Source organism: Spiroplasma helicoides (genome assembly GCF_001715535.1).
Classification (GTDB): Bacteria; Bacillota_I; Bacilli_A; order Mycoplasmatales; family Mycoplasmataceae; genus Spiroplasma_A; species Spiroplasma_A helicoides.
This window is the reverse complement of sequence record NZ_CP017015.1, coordinates 772,539-790,919: the sequence shown is the minus strand read 5'-3', so window position 1 is coordinate 790,919 and position 18,381 is coordinate 772,539. Positions and strand designations below refer to the sequence as shown.

Annotated in this window: 11 protein-coding genes, 5 tRNA genes and 1 pseudogene; 16 read left to right on the top strand and 1 reads right to left on the bottom strand. The window is 27.3% G+C overall.

Annotated elements, in window-relative coordinates:
* Nucleotides 1–40 precede the first annotated feature (40 nt).
* The 9 genes and pseudogenes from phnC to SHELI_RS03500 all read left to right on the top strand — a co-directional run bounded on the left by phnC (nucleotide 41) and on the right by SHELI_RS03500 (nucleotide 7,148).
* A pseudogene (gene phnC, locus SHELI_RS06270) lies at nucleotides 41–808 on the top strand (phosphonate ABC transporter ATP-binding protein).
* Between the two features lie 2 nt (nucleotides 809–810).
* Nucleotides 811–3,450, top strand: coding sequence for a PhnE/PtxC family ABC transporter permease (locus SHELI_RS03535; RefSeq protein WP_069116736.1), 2,640 nt, complete (start codon nucleotides 811–813; stop codon nucleotides 3,448–3,450).
* 8 nt (nucleotides 3,451–3,458) lie between these two features.
* The gene (locus SHELI_RS03530; RefSeq protein ID WP_069116735.1) at nucleotides 3,459–4,406 is read left to right on the top strand and encodes a DHH family phosphoesterase; all 948 of its coding nucleotides are present in this window, start codon (nucleotides 3,459–3,461) and stop codon (nucleotides 4,404–4,406) included.
* Between the two features lie 311 nt (nucleotides 4,407–4,717).
* Nucleotides 4,718–6,595 carry an ABC transporter ATP-binding protein gene (locus SHELI_RS03525; RefSeq protein ID WP_069116734.1) on the top strand — a complete coding sequence of 626 codons (1,878 nt, stop codon included), beginning with the start codon at nucleotides 4,718–4,720 and terminating at the stop codon, nucleotides 6,593–6,595.
* A gap of 115 nt (nucleotides 6,596–6,710) precedes the next feature.
* Nucleotides 6,711–6,786: transfer RNA gene (locus SHELI_RS03520), tRNA-Thr, on the top strand.
* Between the two features lie 7 nt (nucleotides 6,787–6,793).
* A tRNA-Tyr gene (locus SHELI_RS03515) sits at nucleotides 6,794–6,877 on the top strand.
* Nucleotides 6,878–6,884: 7 nt separating this feature from the next.
* A tRNA-Gln gene (locus tag SHELI_RS03510) sits at nucleotides 6,885–6,959 on the top strand.
* A 17-nt stretch (nucleotides 6,960–6,976) separates the two neighbouring features.
* Nucleotides 6,977–7,052 (top strand) — tRNA-Lys (locus SHELI_RS03505).
* Between the two features lie 7 nt (nucleotides 7,053–7,059).
* A tRNA-Leu gene (locus tag SHELI_RS03500) sits at nucleotides 7,060–7,148 on the top strand.
* A gap of 98 nt (nucleotides 7,149–7,246) precedes the next feature.
* Here the strand turns inward: SHELI_RS03500 and SHELI_RS03495 are convergent.
* Complete coding sequence (locus tag SHELI_RS03495; RefSeq protein ID WP_069116732.1) at nucleotides 7,247–8,179, bottom strand: lipoprotein; 933 nt, start codon at nucleotides 8,177–8,179, stop codon at nucleotides 7,247–7,249.
* Nucleotides 8,180–8,412: 233 nt separating this feature from the next.
* Here SHELI_RS03495 and rpmG point away from each other — a divergent pair, with 233 nt between their 5' ends.
* Genes rpmG through SHELI_RS03460 form a run of 7 tightly spaced genes read left to right on the top strand, consistent with a single transcriptional unit; the run spans nucleotide 8,413 to nucleotide 18,363 of the window.
* A complete protein-coding gene (gene rpmG, locus SHELI_RS03490) occupies nucleotides 8,413–8,556 on the top strand; it encodes a 50S ribosomal protein L33 (RefSeq protein ID WP_023789764.1) in 144 nt (47 codons plus the stop codon).
* 57 nt (nucleotides 8,557–8,613) lie between these two features.
* The gene (locus SHELI_RS03485) at nucleotides 8,614–9,684 is read left to right on the top strand and encodes an aminopeptidase P family protein (protein ID WP_069116730.1); all 1,071 of its coding nucleotides are present in this window, start codon (nucleotides 8,614–8,616) and stop codon (nucleotides 9,682–9,684) included.
* 16 nt (nucleotides 9,685–9,700) lie between these two features.
* Complete coding sequence (gene uppS / locus SHELI_RS03480) at nucleotides 9,701–10,408, top strand: polyprenyl diphosphate synthase (RefSeq protein ID WP_198146087.1); 708 nt, start codon at nucleotides 9,701–9,703, stop codon at nucleotides 10,406–10,408.
* Nucleotides 10,409–10,411: 3 nt separating this feature from the next.
* Complete coding sequence (locus SHELI_RS03475) at nucleotides 10,412–11,488, top strand: phosphatidate cytidylyltransferase (protein ID WP_069116726.1); 1,077 nt, start codon at nucleotides 10,412–10,414, stop codon at nucleotides 11,486–11,488.
* 14 nt (nucleotides 11,489–11,502) lie between these two features.
* Nucleotides 11,503–12,630, top strand: coding sequence for a 1-deoxy-D-xylulose-5-phosphate reductoisomerase (gene dxr / locus SHELI_RS03470; protein WP_069116724.1), 1,128 nt, complete (start codon nucleotides 11,503–11,505; stop codon nucleotides 12,628–12,630).
* A gap of 3 nt (nucleotides 12,631–12,633) precedes the next feature.
* The gene (gene rseP, locus SHELI_RS03465) at nucleotides 12,634–13,923 is read left to right on the top strand and encodes an RIP metalloprotease RseP (protein ID WP_069116722.1); all 1,290 of its coding nucleotides are present in this window, start codon (nucleotides 12,634–12,636) and stop codon (nucleotides 13,921–13,923) included.
* Nucleotides 13,924–13,935: 12 nt separating this feature from the next.
* Nucleotides 13,936–18,363, top strand: coding sequence for a PolC-type DNA polymerase III (locus SHELI_RS03460; protein WP_069116720.1), 4,428 nt, complete (start codon nucleotides 13,936–13,938; stop codon nucleotides 18,361–18,363).
* Nucleotides 18,364–18,381: the final 18 nt, after the last annotated feature.

The following is an 18,381-nucleotide window of genomic DNA, read 5'->3' as shown; positions in this document are numbered from 1 at the left end:
AAATGTAGAAAGTTTTGCTTTCTATATTTTTTTAACTAAAATGATAAGTTTTAAAAACGTAAATAAAGTTTGACCAAATGGAAAACATGCTTTAAAAAATATTAATTTTGAAATTAAAGAGGGTGAGTTTGTAGCGATTATTGGTTTATCTGGTGCTGGTAAAACAACACTTTTAAAAACTATTAATAAAATTAACTCAATCACAAGTGGTGAAATAAAAATCGATTTTTTTAATAAAAAAAATGAAAAAGAAGAGTTTATTGTAAATCAAGTTAAAGGTAAAAAGTTAAGAAGATTAAGACAAAAGATTGGATTAATGTCACAAGAATACAACAACATTGATAAACTAAGTGTACTTAAAAATGTTTTGAACTCAAGAATTGCTAAACTAAATTTCTGAAGATCTTTAACAGGACTATTTTCAAAGCATGACAAAACAATTGCTCTTTCTTCACTTGAAAAACTTAATTTATTAGATTATGCATATGTTAGAGTTGAAAACTTAAGTGGTGGTCAATAGCAAAGAATTGCTTTGGCAAGAACCATATCACAAGAACCTGTTTTAATAATTGCAGATGAACCAGTTTCAGCTTTGGATCCAATCCTTGCAAAACAAGTAATGAGTGATTTTGCATCAATTAATAAATCTGAAAAAATGACAGTAATAATAAATATTCACCATGTTGAGTTGGCAATGAAGTATGCTTCAAGAATAATTGGTATTAAAGATGGAGAAATTGTTTTTGATGGTCCATCTGAAAAACTAACCAATGATGTTCTTGAAAAAATTTATGGAAAGAATTATTAGTTATGTTAAACAGAAAATTTAATTCATTAATTTCAAGAAATGTTTTTAAAATAAACAATAAATATACAAAAGCACCTAAAAAAGTTTTTTATTACTCATTTTGATGTTTTGTTATATTGCTGTTAGTATTTGGTTTTTATTTTTTAGACGCAAAATGAATGACTTTTTTCAAAAGTATGAAAGATTTTGGTGACAGAATAAAAGAAATGGTCTCTTGAGACTTTAAAGATTTTAATAATACCGATTCTTTTGGAAACTCATTTATGAAAAATGTTGTTAAGTCAGTTTGAACAACAATTTCAATGGCATTTGCAGGTTCCATACTAGGAGTAATTATTTCAATTCCCATTTCAATAATGGCTGCCTCAAATATGGTTGCCAATAAGTTTTTAAATAATTTTGCTAAATTTATAATTGCAATTTTTAGAACAATTCCATCATTTACTTATGCATTAATATTGGTGGGTTACTTTGGACAAACAACTTTAACCATTACAATTGCAATTACAATATTTAGTTTTTCAATTACTTCAAAATTCCTCTTTGAAAGAATAGAACACATTAATACAAAAATTTTTATTTCAATGCAAGCAACAGGTGCTGGGAAAATAAAATCTTTTAGAGCAGCTGTTTTACCACAGATATCATCACATATAATATCAGCTGCTTTTTATGCACTAGAGACAAACATTAGATATATTTCAGTTATTGCTGGAGTTACAGGAATTGGAATTGGTCAATTAATTGATAATAGTGTTAACTATGGAAAGTATGGCAGAGTAGGATTTTTATTATTTATATTGATCTGCATTATCATTATGTTAGAAATTTTAATATATGTTGTTAAAACTTATATAGTTTTTGACAAAGATTATTTATTAGATCAAAAAGAACAGAAAAAAATTAGAAATAAAATTAAAAAAATTAAAGAAGAAAATAATTTAGTATTTTATATAAAAAATGTTTTATTAAAAGATTGATATGTAAAGTACAATCAATTAAAAAAAGATAAAGTTAATAATGCAGAGGAAATTCACACTCTTTTAAAAGAGAAAAAAAGTTTAGTGAAAAATTTTAAAGTAGAACATAAAGAAAAAATTAAGGCAGATAAGGCAAGTTTTCAAAAATATAAATTAGAAAACGTTAACTCAAAATCTTGATTTATATTTGATGAAAAAATATCTTGTGACATCAGACTTGATAAAATATATATAACAGAATTTACTTTTAATGTTTTAAATTTAAAATCACAAATGCAAGCTGATTTAAAAGATCAAGCAGATAATAGTCATAAAAAATTCAATGAAAGTTTGACAGTTGAGAAAGTGTTAAAAGCAAACCCATTAGGATTTATAAAAAGAGTTGTTATGTATTTAATAATTTTAGTTTTATTTTGTTATTCACTTTCATTAATTGAATTTAAATTAGAAAATGAAGCTACAATTACCCAAACAAATAAGCACTTGATAGAAATGTTCAAAATAAATTGGGCAAGTCTATTTTCTAAGGCTGGTTCAGCTCCTTATTCAGTTATTTACTTACTATTTGAAGGAATTGCAATTTCAGTAGTTGGTACAACTCTTGGAGCTATTATAGCTTATATTTTAGGAATTGTTAGTTCACAAAACATAACAAATTTTTTTGTTGCTAAATTTTTTGTTGGAATAACTTCAGCTCTTAGAGCAATTCCTTCATACATATATGCAATTATCTTTATTTCATTAGTTGGAATGGGTCCATTTACTGGTGCTTTAGCTTTAATGATGGGGACAGTTGGGATGCTTTCAAAATACAATCGTGAAGTATTTGATGAAGTTAATATGAAATTAGTAGCACAACTACAAGCAACGGGTTTGAATTCTTGGCAAAGAATTAGATATGGAATTTTACCTCAAACTTCAAGTAGTGTTGTATCATATATAATTTATCGTTTTGATATTAATTTTAAAGAAGTATCGGTACTTGGAGCGGTTGGTGCAAGCAATATGGGATACTTACTTAATAGTTACTTTCAACAACAATATTTCCCAGAATTTGGTGCATTATTATTAGGTATAATCTGTGTTACATTATTGGTTGAAACTATATCAACAATTTTAAGAAACAAAATTAACTATGGAATTAATCCAAAATGAGTTGATTATTTAATTATACAAATTAAACAATATTGATTTGCAATTTATAAAGCTAATGAAAAACTTGTAAATAAAAAGGATTCACTAGAATTCAATGAATCGTATGCTTTTTATGGTTATACAAATAAATTTATTGATAAAAAAGCTAAAGAAATTAAAAATGAGCAAAAAATAAGCTATATTTTAGCTTGATACAAAGCATATTGTCAATATTTTGAATTGAAAGTAAGTGATGAAAATAATGTTTCATATAAAGAAACTTATAAAAAACATAATAAGTTATTTAAAGAAACTATTTATGAATTTAAATTAAAAAGAAAAGAACTTGTTAAATCAATCAAAACTAAACAGTTACTACACAGAGATGAACTTTTAAATAACTTTGGAAGTGAGTTATCTCAAATTCAAGATATAGAACAAAAAAAAGCATTTAAAAAAGACTTTAGAAATTCACTAAAATATATTAAAAAGAACACAAGAATTCAGATTAATAATCTTGATTATTAGGAGAAAATATGACCAATAAATTATTCGAACTTATTAAAAATACAAGCAAAATAGTTCTTTTGAGACATATCTCACCAGATTTTGATGCTATTGGTTCGCAAATGTCTTTGTATCAATTTATACATGATAATTTCGAAAACAAGACAATCAAATTAGGAACATCATTACCTGACGAATATAAATGTATAGGAATAGTTGATGATTTATCTGAAAAAGATTTTGAAGATGCTCTTGTTATAATCACTGATACTGCAACTTTTGCAAGAATTGATATTCCTAATTTCGATTGACTAAAAAAAGCAAAAACTATCTTTAAAATTGATCATCACGTTAATGTTGATAAATATGCAGATTTTGAAATAGTAGAACCAAGCTTTCCAGCAACTTGTGAGTTATTAACAAAAATTTATGATGAATCAAATTTGCATTTTTCTCAAAAAACAGCATTTTATCTATATCATGGATTAGTTACTGACACAGATCGTTTTATGTATCGTAATGTAAGTCAAAATACTTTTGCAATGGCTAAAGTTTTATTAGAAAAAGGTATAAATATTCATCAAGTATACAAAAATATTTACTCATTAACTGATGATGAAATGAAGTTAAAAGGGTATATATTATCTAATTTTTTAGTATCAGCAAAAAAAGTAGCATATATCGTATTAGAAAAAAACATCTTAGATAAATATAATGTTAAAAATCCTGATAAAGTTGCTCTTTGGGTAAATATGTTGGGAGATATTAAAGATATAAAAGCTTGGGTATTTTTTGTTCAAAAAGAAGATCATGTAAGAGTTGAGTTTAGAAGTAATCAAGTAAATGTAAGAATAGTGGCAGAAAGCTTTAATGGTGGGGGTCATATAAGTGCCAGTGGGGCCAAAATAAGGGCAATTGAAGACCATAATGAAGTTATTCTCTATTTTGATAAAAATATTGATAAATTGGCTTTATAATTGGAAATTTATAAAAAATTTTTTATAAAATAGAAAATATTTAACTTGCTATTTACATAAAAACTATGTATATTCATAAACTTTAAATTTAAAAAAAGGTTGAAAATAAAAAACTTTTGTTCTATAATATAAATTGTCTAGGACAGGTTAAATCATTAGCCCATAATGTTTATTTAGCCCTATCAAATGAACATAAATTTATATTTTAATAATACATAATTAATCACTTGTTCTAGATCAAAGTACTCCGCCCAGAGTGCTTTTTTTATTTTTATTGTTATATACTTAATTAAGTAAGTGAGGAAATATTTATGATAAAAAACTTTGATAAAAATTTGCGTGTTATTAATGAAGAACAGCCATCAGATGAAATAAAAAAAGACTCTTTTGACGCTAATGCAAATTTGTTGAAATTAATCCATGAAAAAGGAAAACTAAAATTTCTATGAATAATTATGAATTATGGGAAGAAGTATAAGCTTTTATTCTACTCTTTAATCAGTGTTATACTAATAAACTCGGTTTTAATAAGTATTAATGCATATTTGATCAATATTGCGATTCAACAAACTTTATATGATGTTGCTGGGTCAGGACAAAATTACTGAGACATTAAATATTGAGTTTGAATGATTATATGTGGAGCTAACTTGATTGTTATGTATATATTTACATATTATCGAAGCGCTTTATCTGTGAGGTTAGCAGTAAGAGTAGAAGTTGAGTTGAGATTACTAGTTATTAAAAGACTTTTAGATCAAGACATTAGTTACTATAGTGATAAAAAAACTGGTGAGATAATGACTAAGGTTGTTGGAGATACTAATGTTATTGGTAATGAAATAAATGGTTTGATAGTTTGATCAATTCAAGTTCCATTTGTATTAGTTTTTGGTTCAGTTAGCATAATGCTTGTTGACTGAAAAGTTGGACTAGTGGCAACTATTTCAGTAATTGTATTGGGAATATTTGTTGCTTGTTATTCAATAACTTATCGTAAAAAAAATAAAAAAGTAAGAGAAACAATTTCAAGCATTAATGGTGATGTGGTTGATAGAATTGGGGTTATTAAGTTAATTAAATCAAGTGCGACTAGAGTTTATGAAGAAAAACGCATTAGAGAAATTCATAGACCTTATATGTCAATTTTTAAACCAGTTGCTAAAATTGATGGTAATTTATTTGCAACATTGATTGCTTCAGATATTCTTACTAATTTGCTTGTAATTGCAGCATCTGTGATTTTTTACAATCAAGATGTTACAAAATTTTTATCTATTTTAATTCCAATTACAACAGCAACAGTGACTTTAACAAGACCATTGTGACAAATGGCTGCTTTAATACCTGGAATATCTAGAGCAAGTGCATCAACACAACAAATATATGAAGTAATTAAAAGAGACCCAATTTTATATGATAATGAAGAAGACGGGGTTTTATTTGATGAAGAAATTAGAAAAATTGAATTTAGAAATATAAAATTTAGCTATCCAGAAAAAACTAATGTAACAATAATAAGTGATTTGAACATAGTATTTGAAAAAGGTAAAAGTTATGCTTTTGTTGGTGAAACTGGTAGTGGTAAATCAACAATTTCAAAATTACTTTTAAGATTTTATGATCCAACTGATGGTGCAGTTCTTGTTAATGACAAAGATTTAAAAGCATTAAACTTAAAAAGTTACTTATCTCATGTTGGCTATGTTGAACAAGAACCGCAAATCATCTATGGTAATGTATATGATAATGTTAGATATGGTTATTTTGATGCAACAAATGAAGAAATTCATGAAGCTTGTAAAAAAGCACAAGTTCATAAAATAATAAGTTCATGACCAGAGGGGTATGAAACAGTTCTTGGTGAAAGGGGATTGTTACTTTCTGGGGGACAAAAGCAAAGATTAGTAATTGCAAGAATATTGTTAAAAAATCCAGAATTACTGGTTTTAGATGAAGCTACAAGTGCTCTTGATAATATTGTTGAAAAAGAAATACAATCACAGTTAAATGAGCTGATGATTGGTAAAACAACAGTTGTAATTGCTCATCGACTTACAACTATAAAAAATGTTGACAAAATTTTTGTTATTTCTCCGGGACAAGGAATTGTTCAGTCAGGAACTTTCAATGAATTAATTAACCAAGATGGCCATTTTAAAAGGTTATATGAGGCCGGAAACTCATAATGAAAAGCTAATATTAATTATTAGTTTTTTTTATTTAAAAATTTTAAAATTTATTGACTTTTCTTTAATTTTTTTTGTATAATTGAAAAGGTTCTTAAATTTGAAGGACACCCTTGCTGACTTAGCTCAGTTGGTAGAGCAATTGACTAGTAATCAATAGGTCGAAGGTTCGAGTCCTTTAGTCAGCACCACTATAATGGGGAGATAGCGAAGTGGCTAAACGCGGGTGGCTGTAAACCATCTCCTAACGGTTCGGCGGTTCGAATCCGTCTCTCCCCACCATCTTAATTGGGCTATAGCCAAGCGGTAAGGCAATGGACTTTGACTCCATCATGCGCCGGTTCGAATCCTGCTAGCCCAGCCATTATTTTTTATATTAGCGTCTCGTTAGCTCAGTCGGTAGAGCAACTGGCTTTTAACCAGTGGGTCATAAGTTCGAGTCTTATACGGGACACCATTAATAACCCCAGGTGGCGGAAGTGGTAGACGCACTGGACTTAAAATCCAGCGGCTCTTAAAGGCCGTGCCGGTTCAAGTCCGGCCCTGGGGACCATTTTAGGACTTGATAAAATGACATGCTAAGCATGTTTTTTTTATTTTTATTTAAATAACTTGAACAATAAAAAAATCAGTTTAATTAAACTGATTTTTTTATTTGATGTATTTATTCATATTGATTGAACTGTAATCAAATGAAGGTAATCTACTAGAACTTGATGAAGATTCTCCTGAACCTCCAGATCCACTTGAACTTCCACCAGAAGATTCTCCTGAACTTCCTCCAGATGATGAACCTCCAGATCCACTTGAACTTCCATCACTTCCACCACCAGAGTTTGAACCACTTGATTCATCAGTATCTGTCGCAGCAGTTGTAATTTTTTTACTATTAGTTTTAACAATTAATGGGTTTAAAAAATCTGATCTAATGTTTTGGAATCATGTATTTAATGATGCTTCATAATCAACTGGTGTTGATTGTTCAAAACCATTAATTCAAGATACTAATTTACCATTTCTTATTACAAGAAATAGTGGAGTACCCTTAACACTACTACTATTAAAGTAGCTTTTTGTTTTTTCTTTAGCTATATTTCTATAACCTTGTTTTCATGAATCAAAATTTGTTTGATTTGAAAACTCATCATTCATGTACATTTCTGTAGCTTGACTAATTACTCATTTTAATAGATTTTCGCTTCATTTTTCGTTAAAGTTATCTGCTTTTGAATCTATTACAAATTGTCTAAAATCAATTTTTGAATGAGACAATTTTTGTCCATAATCAGTTAATGGTTCTTGTTCAACTTCTTTAGTATCTAAAATAGTTGTATATTCATTTAATAATGAATCAAACTTACTTTGAATAAAGTCATAACCATTATATTCTTTAACCATTGTTAAAGAATCTTCAAATTTATTACAATAATCACAATCTTTTGCCCCAATATATAGAACAAAACTCTCTTTGTTAGCTATTCAACCTTGAAACTCAGTAAAATTCCTATTTGAGCAAGATACAACAGCCACTGTAGAAGTACTTATTAGTGCTGACGCCGCTAATACGTTTAATAACTTCTTCATTTAATCACTCCTAAAATTCCTAATATAATTTTACACATTTTTTATAATTAAAATTAATTTAATTGTAAATAATTGTTTTTTTTTAATATTCTTATAAATAATAATACTTAAAACTTAGATATTGTAAAAAAATGTAAAAAAAATTAACCTAAATACTAATATTTTTGATATTATTATTTTGCTTATTAATAAATTGTATTATTCAAGTAAAAACCATTAAGGAGGAATATATAATGCGTGAAGGAGTTATTCTACGTTGTTCAATTTGTAAAGAAGAAAATTACATTGCAAAGAACGATAAAAGAAAAGAAAAAATCGAGGTAAAAAAACACTGTTTCAAGTGTAATGCTCATCAAGTACATAAACAAAAAAAATAAGAAAGAATAGTTTATAAGTGCTTTTCTATTCTTATTTTTTATTAATAGGAGAAAGTTATGAAAAAAGAATTATTAAACAAAATTTTAGAAGAAACAAAAAGTGATGCAATTTTATTTTATTCACCTCAAAATAGATACTGATTTTCAAGATTCCCATCTAGTTTAGGGTATTTATTATATACAAAGCAAAAAACTTATTTATTTTTAGATGGTAGATATATTACTGCTGCTAGAGAAAGTGAATTATTAAATAATGTTGATGAATTGATTGAATTTGGTAGTGTATTTGAATTATTAAATGAAAAAATTAAAGCTCATAATATTAAAAATATAGTTTTTGAATCAGATTGAGTTTTTGTCAAAGAAGCAAAAACATTTGAAAATAAACTAAACGCTGATTTACATCCTTACGATTTTACAGATTTAAGAATGATCAAAGATGAATGAGAAGTTGAACAAATCAAAAAAGCTTGTGAAATTACTCACAAAGTATTTTTAGATGTATTAGATTTTGTAAAACCAGGAATGACTGAGTTAGAACTTGCAAGATTTGTTTCAGATAACTTCTTAAAACATGGAGCTGAAAAATTAAGTTTTGACACAATTGTTGCTAGTGGAGAAAATGGAAGCAAACCTCACGCTGTTCCTAGTGAAAGAGTTATGAAAGAAGGAGACTTTGTAACTTTAGATATGGGATGTTATTATGGTGGATATTGTTCAGATCAAACTAGAACATTTGTTTTGGGAAATGATAATAATCAAAAATTAAAAGAAATTTATGATATTGTTCATACTTCTCAACAAATGGGAATTGAAGCTATAAAACCAGGAGTATTTGGACATGAAATTCACAAAATTTGCTTTGATTACATTGAAAGTAAAGGTTATGGGAAATACTTTACCCATGGAACAGGTCATGGAATTGGAATTGAAATTCATGAAGCACCAAACAATGCGCCTTCAGGTAATATAGCATTAACTCCAGGTATGTGTGTAACTGTTGAACCAGGAATTTATATTCCTGGAGTTGGAGGAGTTAGAATTGAAGATGATATTCTTGTTACAAAGGATGGATATGAATATTTAACTAATGACTTTAGAGATTTACAAATCGTTAAAAATAAATAAAGAGAGAGTGAGTTTTTTGAAACCTTTAAATCATGTAGCAATTATTCTTGATGGTAATGGTAGATGGGCTAAACAAAAGTCAAAACCAAGAACTTTTGGCCATAAAAAAGGTTTTGAAAAAATATTTGATACTGTTATTTTTGCAAAAGAACAAGGTATTAAGTATATAACTCTCTTTTGTTTTTCTACAGAAAACTGAAACAGACCTAAATTAGAAGTTGGTTTTTTGATGGATTACTGTGCCACAATTTTTAATGAAAAAAATAAGAAAAAATATAAAGATAATAATATAAAATTTATTTGAATAGGGAGAAGATCAACTGTACCTGAAAAAGTTAAAGACGCTCTTGAAAATCTTGAAAAATTTACTTTTGACAATGATGGAATACAATTAAATATTGCTTTTGATTATGGAAGTTATGAAGAATTGGAAAAAGTATTTCAAAAACTATTTAAAGATTTAGAAGAAAATAAGTTAAAAGTCAATGATATAAATTTTGATTTAATTTATAAAAATTTGTACACAAAAACAGTACCTCCAGTCGATTTATTAATTAGAACTGGTGGCGAGCAAAGACTAAGTAATTTTTTATTATTACAATCAGCTTATGCTGAATTATACTTTACAAAAACATATTGACCAGATTTTCAACAAAAAGATTTTTTAGAAGCAATTGAATCTTATAAAAATCGAGATAGAAGATTTGGAAGAATAGAGGACTAAAAAATGAAAGAAAATAACATCAACAAAAACGACTCGCAAAACAAAGATAATGATCAAGAGTTGGCAAATAGAAAAGCTGTCAATCATTTTAAAACAAAAGAAGGAAAAGCAACCTTCAACAAAAGGCTAGTTTCTTCAATTGTAATGCTTGTGATATTAGTTTTTTATTTAGCAGCTGGTGGAATTTATTCATACATGAACTACTTAAAAAATATTGACATAGCCTCTTATTTTTCTATTCTAATCAGTTTAGTTATTTGTGGAGCAGCAATCTTCGAAATGAACAAAGCTACTGGTTTTAATAAAATTTATCAACAAATACCTTTGATTTTAATATCACTTGTTTTATATCTTTACCCAATATCTACTACACTGTATAATTTTTCTTTTTATAAAAATTTAAATTTAAATGAATGGTTAAATAGTTGACATATTTTAGTTTTATTTTTACTTACTTTCTTTATTTATGCAATTTTAGGTTATTTTAAAAAAGGAATAACAATGACCAACATAATGATGAACTATATTGTAATGATTATAATTGTAGTTGCATTTAAAACATTTAGTATTACAAGTATGGATCTTTTAAAAAGTGGCAACAAACCAATATTTTCATTTAACACAATTGTTTGAATATGACTAATGATAATTTTTGGAGATTCATTTGCTTACATTGGGGGAATGTTATTTGGTAAAACAAAACTAGCTCCAAAAATAAGTCCTTCAAAGTCATGAGAAGGGGCTGGAATTGGTTTAAGTGCAGCATTTTTAATTGGTTTAGTTTATGTTTTTATATTCTACTTTGTAGATCCTTTAAATAATTTTAAACCCTTAAATGTCGGGATTGATTGAGTTGCTTCTGAGTGACTAAGAATAGTTTTATATCTTTTATTAGCAATCATTTTCCCATTGATTGGAATGTTTGGTGATTTATTGTTTTCATGAATTAAAAGAAGTGTCAACATAAAAGATTATTCTAATTTAATCCCTGGTCATGGTGGAGTTTTAGACCGATTAGATTCAATTATTGTTTCATTGTTTGTTTTATTTCCGATTATATTAATTATTCCAGTTAAATAAAGCGAGCTGAAAATATGCAAAAAGTTGTTTTATTTGGTGCATCAGGAAATATTGGAACACAAACTTTAGAAATACTAGAACAAAATAAAGATAAATTCGAATTAGTTGCCATAAGTATTGGGAATAATACAAAAAATTTAGAACATATCCTTGAAACTTTTGACAAAATATCACTGGTTTATTTAAACGTTATTGATATAAAGATACAAAAAAAATTTAGCAACATTACTTTTATTGATAAAAACATAGAAACTTTAATAACAGATGATGCAAATATTGTAATAAATGCTTTATCTGGTTTTTTTGGTTTAAAAATAACTTTAGAAACTATTAAAAAAGAAAAAACTCTTTTAAATGCAAATAAAGAATCACTTGTTGTTGCAGGTAACTTAATAAATGATTTAATTGATAAACATACAAAAGCAAAAATTTATCCATTGGATTCTGAACACTGTGCAATATTTCAATGCTTAGAAAGTAACGACATCAAAAAAATATATTTAACTGCATCTGGTGGGCCATTTAGAGATTTAAGTCTTGAAGAAACAAAAAAAGTCAAATTAGAAGATGCTTTAAAACACCCCAATTGAATTATGGGACCAAAAATAACTATTGATAGTGCAACAATGTTTAACAAAGCTTTTGAAATATTAGAAGTTTATCATTTATTTAAAACCAAAGATATAGTGACTTTAGTCCACCCACAATCAATCATTCACTCAATGGTAGAATTTAGTGATGGTTCAATTAAAGCTCAACTATCAGTTCCTGATATGAAACAAGTAATAAATTATTTTTTGCATTATCCAATTAGAAAAGAATTTAAAAATCAAAAGTTTATGAGTTTTGAAAATCTTTTAAGTTTAGAGTTACAAGTAATTGATGAAAATCGTTTTTTACCAATACAGTTTGCCAAGAAATGTATAAACGCTCCAAATTCATTGGCAATAGCTATAAATGCTGCTAATGAAGTTTGTGTTCAGGCTTTTATTGAAAATAAAATAAGTTTTTATCAAATAACTGAAATAGTTAATAAAATATTTTCTAGCGTACCAAAAATAAACTATAATGATTATAATGATATTGATAATTTTGACAAAGAAGTTAGAAATCTAACGACTAATATTATAAAGGGAGATTAATTTATGGATGCTGGTTTATTTTTATTAGGTTTTTTTGTAGGAATTTTAGTCTTACTAATTCTTGTAACAGTTCATGAATTTGGACATTTTATTATTGCTAAATTATCAGGTGCCTATGTCTATGAATTTGCAATTGGTTTTGGGCCTAGACTTTTTACATTCAAAGGTAAAGAAACTTGAGTTTCTATAAGAATCTTTCCGCTAGGGGGATTTTGTTCTATTGCATCAGAAAAAGTTGATCCACCTTCAGATAGAGAAGATGTTGATGTTCCGCCAGAAAGGTATATGGATTACATTGCAAGATGAAAAAAATTATTATTTATCTTATTTGGACCATTAATGAACTTGTTTGTAGCAATTTTTTTATTTACTATTATTTTTGCAGCAACTCAATCTAAACTTGATGATATGAGTTTTTATGGAGCAAAATATGGTCAAAATCAAATTGCATATAAATTAATCAATGAAAAAGCATTAGAAGTTGAAAAAGAAAAAGATAGTTCTCTGACAAAAGAAAATTTCTCAATCGATCAAAGTTATGTTATTTGAGGTTGAAAATTGGTTGCTAATTCTGAGACTTCAACAGATGGTCAAACAAAAAGTGAGCAAGTTGTATTATTTAATAATATTGATAATACTAATCCAGAATTAAATAATGAAAAAATTAATGATTCAGACAATCAACAAGCAGCAACTTATGAAAAAACTGTTTATAACTTTATTAACAATTTAACTTTAGGAAAAGAAAAAGAAGGTTTACAAATTCAATTTAGTTTTAAACACGTTGATAAATTTTCTGGAAGAGCACTTGATGGTTACAACTCTCCAATAGTTACTAGATTTTCTACAAGTGATGAATATAATAAAGATTCATTATCAGTGGGTATAGCACCACCAATAAGATATTATGCAAATTCTTCAATCGCTTATTTAGCTGGTTGAAAAGAAACTTTCACTCAATCTATATCAATTTTAAAGTCTATTGGAATGATATTTACAGGTAGTTTTAGTAATTTATCAGGACCAGTTGGAGTTGCAACTCAAACAGCAAATATGTTAGGTGATGCACATAAGTTTTTCTTATACGTTGCAATGATTAGTGCAAACTTATTTATTATTAACTTAATATTTATTCCGCCACTTGATGGATATAAGGTCATTGAAATAATAATTGAAATGATTATAAGAAAAGAATTATCTCAAAAATACAAAATTATTGTTTACTCAATTGGTGCAATATTATTTTTAACAATTTTTGCAACAGTAACAATTCTAGATTTTATACGGGGCTAAGAGAGGTGTGCAATGCAAGATAATTTAAAGACCTTTTTAGAAAAAATGAATATTTATTTTAGTGAAGAAGAAGAGAAGTATTTTGAAGATGCTTATATTTTTGATGCTTTTTTTTCAATAAACGAAAATTATTTAAGAGTATTCATCAAACTAAAAAATTTTTTACCAATTAATATATTGCATAAGTTAGAAAATGAACTAATTAATAATAGTTACATACCAACAAAAATAAACTTCGAAGTAGAAGAGCGAAAATATGATGAAGAATTAATTTGAAAATACATAGAGTACATTAAAGATTTAAAAGCTGAGGTAAAAAATGGTGTTATCAAAACCCTTTCACCATCAACTGTAAAGTATTTCTCAGATTATAATCTTGTAAAATTTATAACTGGAAATGATATGCAAAAAGATTTATTAGAAAAGCATAAAAATTATTATAAAAACAAATTAATAAAGTACGGATTTAAAAGCATTGATTTAGAAATTGAAGTTACAGATGATATTAATGAAGATGTCTTAAAAGATGTTAATAAAATGTTTGAAGAGGCAAGTAAAATAAAATTTGTTCCAGTCCAAGAAACTAAACCAATTTTTGAAAAACCAAAATATAAGTCCAATAAAGATATTCTAGATAATCCAAGTTACGAAAAAATTATAGATTTAGAAGAAAATGCAAAAAACGTTACAATTCATGGAAAAGTAATTTCAAAAAATATTAGAGTCTCAAAAGCTGGTAGAAACATTTACTCAATAGCAATAAATGATGGTTCATCATCAGTGCAATGTACATATTTTGGTAAAAACGATGCACCAACTTTTTTTGATGAAGTAACCGAAGAAAATAAAGAAAAGTTTGAAGGTTATGAAAATAAAATAATCAGAAAAGGTGATTGAGTTTCTTTCAATGGTAATTACACATATTCTACTTTTGATAATTGTTATATTTTTTATATTGATAAATATAAAAAAATTCAGTCAAAATCAGTTGCAAGAAAAGATACAGCTGATTTAAAAAGAGTGGAGTTACACACACACACTAAAATGAGTGTTATGGACGGAGTAAGCCATGTCAATGATTATATTGAAACTGCCCATAAGTGAGGATGGAAAGCAATTGCAATAACAGATCATTTAAATGTACAAGCATTTCCTGAAGCATTTTATTCAGTAAATAAAATTAATAAATCACTAAACGATGAAGAAAAATTTAAGCTAATTTATGGATGTGAACTTTCAATGATTGAAGATGATTATTGAATGGTAAAAAATCCACATAATCAAAAAATGCGCGAATCTAAATTCGTGGTTTTTGACTTGGAAACAACAGGACTTTCTCCAGAGTTTGATGAAATAATTGAGTTTGGAGCAAATGTGTATGATTATGCAAAGGGTAGTTCAAAAAAATACGATATACTTATAAAACCAAAAAAACCAATATCACAATTCACAACAGACTTAACTCATATTACAAATGGTATGTTAGAAGATAAACAGTCAATTGAAATTGAATTCAAAAATATTATGGAAATAATAAAAGATGGTATTCTGGTTGCTCATAACGCAAACTTTGACTTTAATTTTTTAAATGTCTATGCCAAAAAGTTAGGATATGGAGAATTAACAAATACAGTAATTGATACATTGACAATTTCAAGAGAAGTAAAACCTAAATTAAAAAATCATAGATTAGGAACTGTTGCTAAGGAATTTGGTATAACATATGATGAAAAAATAGCTCACCGTGGAGATTATGATGCAGAGGTTTTAACAAATGTTTTTGAGCATTTATGAACAGAGGCTAAAAAAACACATTTAATAGATTATGTGGAAGATTGAAATAAATTTAATGTTGATAAATACATAAATGAGAATCCTAAGAGAGTGCGTGGTCAACATATCAACGTTATTGTTAAAAATCAAGAAGGGTTAAAAGATTTATACAAAATTATTTCACACACACATACAAAAAGTTTTTTTGGTAGTCCTAAAATATTTAAGTCTGAGTTATTAGAATTTAGAAATAAAAAAAATCTTTTGATTGGTTCTGGTTGCTCAGGGGGTTTAATTTTCGACTTAATAAGAACCGGAACTTTTGAAATGCTAAAAAAAGAAATAGCCAATTTAGATTATGTTGAAATACAACCCTTAAGTGCATATAAACATCTTATTCAAACTGGTGATTCAACTTTAGAAGATATAAAAATGTATATTAAAAAAATAATTGAAATTGCAAAAGAAATGAATGTTTTAGTTGTAGCTACAAGTGATGCTCATTATGTTGAACCTGAATTAAAAATTGTTAGAGAGATATATATTAGCACAAAAGGACTTGGCGGTCAATATCACCCTTTATACGACTTTAGACAGAGAATAAAAGATTATCCAGATCAACATCTTAGAACTACAAACGAAATGCTAGAAGAATTCAAATGACTTGAAGACAGTGAATTAATTCATGATGTAGTTATTAATAATTCTTTAAAAATAGCAAATCAAATTGATAATGATATTAAACCTATCAAGAGCGGATCATATCCTCCTAACATTGAAAATGTTGATAAGTTATTGACAGAGGAATGTTATAAAAATGCAAGAGAAATATATGGAGAAGATTTACCTGAAATAGTTAAAAACAGATTAGAAAAAGAATTACAATCAATCATAAAACATGGTTTTGCAGTTGTTTATTGAATAAGTCATTTACTAGTTAAAAAATCACACAATGACGGTTATTTGGTTGGTAGTCGTGGATCTGTTGGTTCTTCATTTGTGGCAACAACTTCAAAAATAACAGAAGTAAATCCACTTAAGGCTCATTACATTTGTAAAGAATGTAAGTTCTCTGATTTTGATACACCACCAGAATATAAATGTGGTTATGATTTACCAAAAAAACTTTGTCCAAAATGTAATAGTGAGTTAGTTGGAGAAGGTCACGATATACCTTTTGAAACTTTTTTAGGTTTCGACGGAGATAAAGTTCCTGATATAGATTTAAACTTTTCTGGCGAGTATCAAGCTGTGGCTCACAATTTCACAAAAGAAATTTTTGGTGAAAATAATGTATTTAGAGCGGGAACTATTTCAACAGTAGCTGATAAAACCGCATATGGTTATACAATGGGTTACTTTGAAAAACAAAATAAAAATAATGTACCAAAAGTAGAAATTGATAGATTAGCAGAATTATCTACAGGAGTTAAAAGAACTACAGGTCAACACCCAGGAGGGATTATCATATTACCTAAAGAGTATGATGTTGAAGATTTCACACCAGTGAACTATCCTGCAGATGATGAAACTAGTGGTTGACTAACAACTCATTTTGATTTCCATTCCATTCATGACAATTTATTAAAAATGGATATATTAGGTCATGTTGATCCAACAGCATTGAGAATGTTACAAGATTTGACAGGTGTTGATCCAATATCTATTCCAACAAATGACGAAAAAGTATATTCGCTCTTTTCAAATCTAGATGCATTAGGTTTAAAACCAACTCAATTGTATGGTGAGTCAACAGGTGCGATTGGGTTACCAGAATTTGGTACACAGTTTGTTAGATCTATGTTAAAAGAAACACAACCAAAAAATTTTGCCGACTTAGTTCAAATATCTGGATTGAGTCACGGTACTGATGTTTATGTTGGTAATGCACAGGTGTTGATTAAAGATGGGGTCGCCAATATTTCATCTGTAATTGGTTGTAGAGATGATATTATGGTTTACTTGATGTCAAAAAATATTGACCCTTCAACAAGTTTCACAATTATGGAAAGTGTGAGAAAGGGTAATGGTTTAAAAAAAGAATGAATCGATATTATGAAACAACATAATGTCCCAGAATGATATATTAATAGTTGTTTGAAAATAAAATATATGTTTCCAAAAGCCCATGCCACTGCTTATGTATTAATGGCTTATCGTGTAGCGTGATTTAAAATATATTATCCAGAGGAATATTATGCAACTTGATTTTCAACAAGATCAGACTTCTTTGATTTAGAAGTTACTATTGGTGGATTAAATGCTGTAAGAGCAAAATTAGAATCATTTAAACAAAGAATAGCAGATAAAGAGAAGTTGTCAGCCAAAGAAGTCGGTCTAATATCAACATTTGAAGTATTAATAGAAATGTTTGAAAGAGGGATTTCTATTAATAATCTTGATTTTAATATCTCTGATGCAACTAAATTTGTTATTGTCAAAGATAGCAAAGGTAAAAAAATTATTTACCCACCATTTAATGTGATTGATTCATTGGGTGAGGCTGTTGCAAAATCTATTGTTAACGCAAGAAAAGAAAAACAAATAACAAGCATTAAGGATCTAAAAAACAGAACTCAAATAACACAAACTCAGATGGCAATTTTAAATAAACTAAAAGTTACAGACAATCTAAAAGATGATGAACAACTTTCATTTGATTTTTAAAAAAATACTTTATTTTTT